At 62.5% G+C, this 6,445-nt stretch carries 7 protein-coding genes; 6 read left to right on the top strand and 1 reads right to left on the bottom strand.

All coding sequences use genetic code 11. The features are described from left to right. The first annotated feature begins 10 nt into the window (after positions 1–10). From dgcA to Q1B16_RS20075, 4 genes are read left to right on the top strand one after another with little or no spacing between them, the layout of a single operon-like run. Positions 11–973, top strand: a complete 963-nt coding sequence (gene dgcA, locus Q1B16_RS20060) for an N-acetyl-D-Glu racemase DgcA (RefSeq protein WP_299793401.1) — start codon at positions 11–13, stop codon at positions 971–973. Positions 974–976: 3 nt separating this feature from the next. Beyond that, a complete protein-coding gene (locus Q1B16_RS20065; protein ID WP_299793404.1) occupies positions 977–1,612 on the top strand; it encodes an exonuclease in 636 nt (211 codons plus the stop codon). Continuing rightward, a complete protein-coding gene (locus Q1B16_RS20070; protein WP_299793407.1) occupies positions 1,609–2,472 on the top strand; it encodes a D-amino-acid transaminase in 864 nt (287 codons plus the stop codon). Before Q1B16_RS20065 ends, Q1B16_RS20070 begins: the two co-directional genes overlap by 4 nt. Before the next feature lie 10 nt (positions 2,473–2,482). Continuing rightward, positions 2,483–3,667 carry an FAD-binding oxidoreductase gene (locus Q1B16_RS20075; protein WP_299793410.1) on the top strand — a complete coding sequence of 395 codons (1,185 nt, stop codon included), beginning with the start codon at positions 2,483–2,485 and terminating at the stop codon, positions 3,665–3,667. On the opposite strand, the gene Q1B16_RS20080 is transcribed toward Q1B16_RS20075, so the two are convergent. Beyond that, the gene (locus Q1B16_RS20080) at positions 3,664–5,049 is read right to left on the bottom strand and encodes a cytochrome P450 (protein ID WP_299793412.1); all 1,386 of its coding nucleotides are present in this window, start codon (positions 5,047–5,049) and stop codon (positions 3,664–3,666) included. The genes Q1B16_RS20075 and Q1B16_RS20080 overlap by 4 nt on opposite strands. 105 nt (positions 5,050–5,154) lie before the next feature. On the opposite strand from Q1B16_RS20080, the gene Q1B16_RS20085 reads away from it, so the two are divergent. Continuing rightward, on the top strand, positions 5,155–5,760 hold the full coding sequence (locus tag Q1B16_RS20085) for a hypothetical protein (RefSeq protein ID WP_299793414.1): 606 nt from the start codon (positions 5,155–5,157) through the stop codon (positions 5,758–5,760). 140 nt (positions 5,761–5,900) lie between these two features. After that, a partial coding sequence (locus Q1B16_RS20090) for a GTP-binding protein (protein WP_299793416.1) occupies positions 5,901–6,445 on the top strand: 545 nt, incomplete at its 3' end.

A 6,445-nucleotide genomic window follows, 5' to 3' on the forward strand; every position in this document is an offset into this window, starting at 1 on the left:
GGGCACACCCATGATCAAAGTGACGCGTGATGTCTTCCGGCTGGCGCAGGTCTTTACGATCTCGCGTGGGAGCCGGACCGAGGCGAAGGTGCTGACGGTGCACGTGACGCGGGACGGTGTGACGGGCTGGGGCGAATGCGTGCCCTACGCGCGCTATGACGAGACGCTGGAGAGTGTCGAGGCGCAGATCCGGTCCTTGCCGGACGACATCGACCGCGCCGGATTGCAGGAGGCTCTGCCCGCAGGCGCCGCGCGGAATGCGGTGGATTGCGCGCTTTGGGACCTTGAGGCCAAGCAAGCGGGGCGTCGGGTGTGGGAGTTGGCCGGATTGCCCGAGCCGGGGCCGGCAATCACGGCTTACACGCTGTCGCTGGACACGCCCGAGGCGATGCAGGCGCAGGCGGCGAAACACGCGCACCGTCCGCTTCTGAAGATCAAGCTGGGCACGCCGGATGACATGCCGCGGCTCGAAGCGGTGCGGGCAGGTGCACCGGATGCCCGGATCATCGTGGACGCGAACGAGGGCTGGTCGGCCGAGATCTATGCCGAACTTGCGCCGCACTTGCAGCGGTTGGGTGTGGCGCTTGTCGAACAGCCGCTTCCCGCAGGCGCGGATGACGCGCTTTTGGGAGTGGACCGTCCGGTGCCGCTCTGTGCCGACGAGAGTTGTCATGACCGAGCATCATTGCCCGCGCTCAAAGGCAAGTACGACATGGTAAACATCAAGCTCGACAAGACCGGTGGGTTGACCGAGGCGCTGGCGCTGCGCGATGCGGCGCGGGCCGAGGGGTATGACGTGATGGTGGGGTGCATGGTCGGGTCGTCGCTGGCGATGGCGCCTGCAGTGCTGGTGGCGCAGGGCGCGGCGATCACGGATCTTGACGGGCCGCTGCTTCTGGCCGAAGACCGCGAGGAGCCATTGCTGTTTGACGAGGCTGGCGTGCACCCGTCTGCACCCGGCCTTTGGGGGTGATGAATGAACGCGGTGACTGTCTATGATTGCGAGTTTCTGACGGCACCCGGCGCGCCTCAACGATTTTGGTGCGGCCCGTTCGATCCCGACCCGCTTTGCGTTCAGATTGGCGCGGTCAGACTTTCCTTGAACGCGCCGTTCGCCATATCCCAGCCTGTAGGTTGGTATGTTCAACCAATGGATCGCGATGGCAAGATATTGTCTGTGGACTCGCTCCTGACCGCCTTGACTGGCATAGATGATGAGTTGCTCGCACGCGAAGCCGTTCCGCTTTTAACCGCGCTGAGCGAACTCGACGCCTTTTCCCAGGGTAGCCTGCTTTTAAGCTGGGGCACCGATGATGTTCTGACGCTGTCCACATCGCTATTCGTTCAGGGATATCAGAGTCCTATCCCAGCGCATAGGTTCCGCAGCGCGGTTCCTTTGCTTGTGACATCAGGCGAGGATCCTGAAGCAGTCTGCGCGTTGCGCAGCAACACGCTTTGCGCGCATTTCGGTCTGGCGGGCCGGACAAAAGCCCATGATGCACGCGAGGATGCGGCATCTGTTGCCATTGCGTTGCAGCATCTCTTGACCCAAAACCGACTGAACCCAAGAGACATCGCTACCTTGGGTGGCACCACGAGGAGTACGCTATGACCCGCACCGTTTACGTAAACGGAGAGTATCTGCCCGAGGACGAGGCGAAGGTGTCGATCTTCGACCGGGCGTTTCTGATGGCGGATGGCGTCTATGAGGTGACGAGCGTGCTGGGCGGCAAGCTGATTGACTTCGCGGGCCATGCCAAGCGGTTGGAGCGGTCGCTGAACGAGCTCGACATCAAGAAACCGGCGGTATTTGACGACCTGTTGGAGATCCACCGCGAGTTGGTCCGGGTGAACGACATCGAGGACGGGCTGGTGTACCTTCAGATCACGCGCGGCGCGCCGGGAGACCGGGACTTCGTGTTCCCCGACCCCGAGACCACCGAACCCACCGTGGTTCTGTTCACGCAGAACAAACCGGGGCTGGCGGACAGCCCGGCGGCGAAGACCGGGATGAAGATCATTTCCATCGAAGACGTGCGTTGGGGGCGGCGGGACATCAAGACGGTGCAGCTTCTCTACCCGTCGATGGGCAAGATGATGGCCAAGAAGGCGGGTGCGGATGATGCGTGGATGGTGCAGGACGGGCATGTGACCGAAGGCACCAGCAACAATGCCTACATCATCAAGGGCAACACGATCATCACCCGCGCGCTGTCGAACGACATCCTGCACGGGATCACGCGCGCCGCCGTTCTGCGCTTTGCCAGGGAAGCGCAGATGCAGGTGGAGGAACGCAACTTCACCATCGACGAGGCGAAAGAGGCGGATGAGGCGTTCATCACTTCGGCCTCGGCCTTTGTCATGCCGGTGATCGAGATCGACGGCGTTGCCCTCGGCGATGGTGTTCCGGGCGCGCGCACGGCGCGTTTGCGCGAGATCTATCTCGACGAAAGCCGCAAAGCCGCGATCTGAGGCACGGAGGGTGCGCGACAGCTATGACATCGTGATCGTCGGTGGTGCGATCATGGGGTCGGCTGTCGCGTGGTTTCTGACCGATCTGGGGTTCGACGGGCGGATCCTGGTCGTGGATCGCGATCTAAGCTTCGAGCGGTCGGCGACGGCGACGTCGACCAGCTGTATCCGGCAGCAGTTCTCGACCGAATTGAACGTGAAGATCAGCCAGTTCGGGGCGGAGTTCATCACCAACCTGCGTCGTTTCATGGGGGGCGACGCGCGGGTGCCCGAGATCGGCATCCGCAGCTTTGGCTACCTGTACCTCGCGGAAAGCAACGCCTTCGCCGACGACCTGCGCGCGCGGGCGGAGGTGCAACAGGCGGCTGGGGCAGGGACACGGCTTTTGATCCCGGACCAGATTGCGGAGGCATATCCGTTCTATGCTTTGGACGACATCGTTCTCGGCTCGATCAACACGCGGGACGAAGGCTATTTCGACAGCATGGCCGTGTTTGAATGGTTGCGGCGGCAGGCATCTGAGCGGGGCGTTGAATACGTCGAAACCGAAGTCGTCGGGATGGACGTGTCAGGCTGCCGTGTGCAGTCGGTCAAATTGGCTGATGGAACGCGGGTTGCCTGCGGGCAGGTGATCAACGCGGGCGGTCCGCGCGCTGGGCTCGTGGCGGCGATGGCGGGCATCGACCTGCCGGTGGAGCCGCGCAAGCGCTATTCCTGGGTGTTCAAGGCGGAGAGGCCGCTGGATCGGGACCTTCCGCTGACGATTGATCCGTCCGGTTTGCATGTGCGCGAAAACGGCGGTGGCACATACCAGGCCGGTGGCCATTTTGGCGACGACCCGGCGGTGCCTTTCGACGATTTTGATATGGATCATGGGCTTTGGGAGGCCGAGGTCTGGCCGATTCTGGCGGCGCGCATCCCGCAATTCGAAGCGATCCGCCTGACGCATAGCTGGGTCGGGCATTACGAGATGAACACGTTTGATCATAACGCGGTTCTGGGGCCGCATCCGGAGATCGGGAATTTCCTATTTATCAACGGCTTTTCCGGCCACGGTCTTCAGCAGGCTCCGGCGATGGGGCGCGGGCTGGCGGAATGGCTGTGTTTTGGTCGTTACCGATCTCTGGATCTCGGCGCGTTTCATTATGACCGACTGTTGACCGGTGCGCCGCAGGTCGAACGGGCGGTGATCTAAAGCGCCTCGGCCTCGAGCCAGACGCCGCGTTCGGGGCGGAGGGTGATGATCATCACTGGGTCGGGATCGACGCCCTTAACGGATGTGAAACGGAATCGCCCTAGAAGGGTGGCAAGGATGATCACCGCTTCTTGCAGGGCAAAGCTCGCTCCGATGCAGATGCGGGGGCCATCCCCGAAGGGCAGATAGGCGTAACGGTCGGGTTTTGCGCCATCGGCCCAGCGGTCGGGATTAAATTGGTCGGGATCGTCCCAAAGGAGGTGTGATCGGTGTAGCGCGTAAATCGGCAGGATCACGGTGTCGCCCGCATGGATTTGCGTGCCGCAAAGCGTGTCTTGGGCCAGTGCGGTACGTGAGACGATGGCGGCGGGCGGGTAGAGGCGCAGGGCCTCGTCGATGATCTGGCGAATGTAGGGCAATTTCGCAAGATCGTCGGCTGTGGCGGCGCGGCCGTGCAGGACGTTTTGCGCTTCGGCACGCGCGCGGTTCTGCACATCCTGGTCAAAGGCACAAAGATAGAGGGACCAAGCGAGGGTCAGAGCGGTGGTCTCGTGCCCCGCGACGATGAAGGTCAAGAGGTTGTCGCGGATCTCTTCAGTGCTCATCCGACGGCCGGTTTTCGGATCCTCGCCCTCCAGCAGCAGGTCGAGAAGATCGGGTATGTCGTGATGACCGCTGGCCTGACGCGCGTCGATCACGCGGTCCGCCGCGGCTTTCATATCGCCCATGCCATTGGTGGCCAGTGTGCGGCCCGGACGCGGGATCCAGTCGGGCAGACCCAGCACATCAAAGAGCGAGACCTTTCCCGCTTCGGCGATATAGAGGTCGATGGCCTTATGGACCGCCGCCCGGTCGAACCCGGTATCACCGGAAAAGGTCACGTCCGAGATCACATCGAAGGTGGCGGTGATCATCTCGTCCAGCATGTTGACCGCCCGGTTTCCAGCCTGCGCGATACGGTCCGCGGAACGGTCCGCCGCGCGGGTCATCACCGGGGCAAGTGCTGCGACATTGCGATGCGAAAAGGCGGGCGCGGCGGTTCGCCTTTGCCAGCGCCAGTGCTTGCCTTCCGCGATGAAAAGAGAGTCTCCGATTGCAGGGCGCAAAAGGTTCTTGGTGACGATGGATTTCGGGTAATTGTCCACGTTTTCCAGCAATACGCACCGGATTGCGGCCGGGTCCGTCACCATGTGCCACCGCGTGCCGGTACGGCCCGACACGATCGGCTGGCGGGTGGACGCCTCGGGGATGATATTCAGCAGGTTCTGCCGTGACGCCTGCCAACTTTGCAGGACGTTGAGCGGCTCGCGCACCAACTCCGCGCGCACCGGAGGGATGCGTGTTTCGACTGTTGAACCGTGGGTATGGGAAACGCGTTGCATGTCACTGAAAAGTTAGGGCGGCAGCGACGCTCTGCCAGTGGCGTCGCGTTGCGCCGCCGGTTGTGCTGGGCTAGACAGGTTGGAACAGTTTTCCCGGGGGTCGCGATGCGCCGTTTTCTTGTTGCTCTGCCACTGCTTCTGGCCTTGGCCGCCTGTGCCAGTTCCACGCGCGACCTTGAAGAGCCGACCGAACCGATGGGCGATTTCCGCATCGGGCATATCGGTGTTGTGGCTCCCAATCTGCAAAAGCTTCTGGTGTCACGCGACGCCACCGAGGAAGAGTGGATCAAGGCGGTGGAAGATGCGCTTGGCGAACGGTTCAGCCGGTTCGAGGGCGACAAGTATTACCACCTCGGTGTCAGCGTCGAGGCGTATTCCCTGCCGCCGCCCATCATTCCCGGCAAATCCGCAGTCGCGCTCAACGTGACGCTGTGGGACGACGCGGCGCAGGCCAAGATGAACTCCGAACCCAAGCAGATCCATGTGATCAAGGTGTTCGAATCCCGGATTTCCAAGAACCGGGACCAACAGCTGACCGGTCTCGCCGAAGAGGCTGCGCGGCTTGTCGAGGTATGGCTGCGCGAGATGCAGGAAAGCGACGGTTGGTTCATGCGCGGCGATCCCGGCGATCCCGGCGTCGCGGAACAGGCTACGGCGGCACTGCCCCTCGCCACGGATGTGGACGCAACGCCGCTGCCAGCGACCCCTTGAATTTCATCGCTCGCGCCACGTGTGACCCGTGCCGGACACCGCGGTGCGTTTGGGCTTGATTTTCCCGTTTTCTCCGAATAGATCGCCCGCGATGAAAACCGGGTCGGGTGGACCCCCCAACGCACGAGGCGTCTGAAAAGATGGGCAAGGAAAAGTTTGAGCGCGGCAAGCCGCACTGCAACATTGGCACGATTGGTCACGTTGACCACGGCAAGACGACGCTGACGGCGGCGATCACGAAGTATTTCGGCGACTTCAAAGCCTATGACCAGATCGACGGTGCGCCGGAAGAGAAGGCGCGTGGGATCACGATCTCGACCGCGCACGTGGAATACGAGACCGAGAACCGTCACTACGCACACGTCGACTGCCCCGGCCACGCCGACTACGTGAAGAACATGATCACCGGTGCGGCGCAGATGGACGGCGCGATCCTGGTGGTGAACGCCGCTGACGGCCCGATGCCGCAGACGCGCGAGCACATCCTGCTGGGCCGCCAGGTGGGCATCCCCGCCATGGTCGTGTTCATGAACAAGGTCGATCAGGTCGACGACGAGGAACTGCTTGAGCTCGTCGAGATGGAAATCCGCGAATTGCTGTCGGCCTATGACTTCCCGGGCGACGACATCCCGGTGATCGCAGGCTCCGCGCTTGCGGCGATGGAAGGCCGTGATCCGGAAATCGG

It is taken from the genome of uncultured Marivita sp. (genome assembly GCF_947488135.1).
Lineage (GTDB): Bacteria > Pseudomonadota > Alphaproteobacteria > Rhodobacterales > Rhodobacteraceae > Marivita.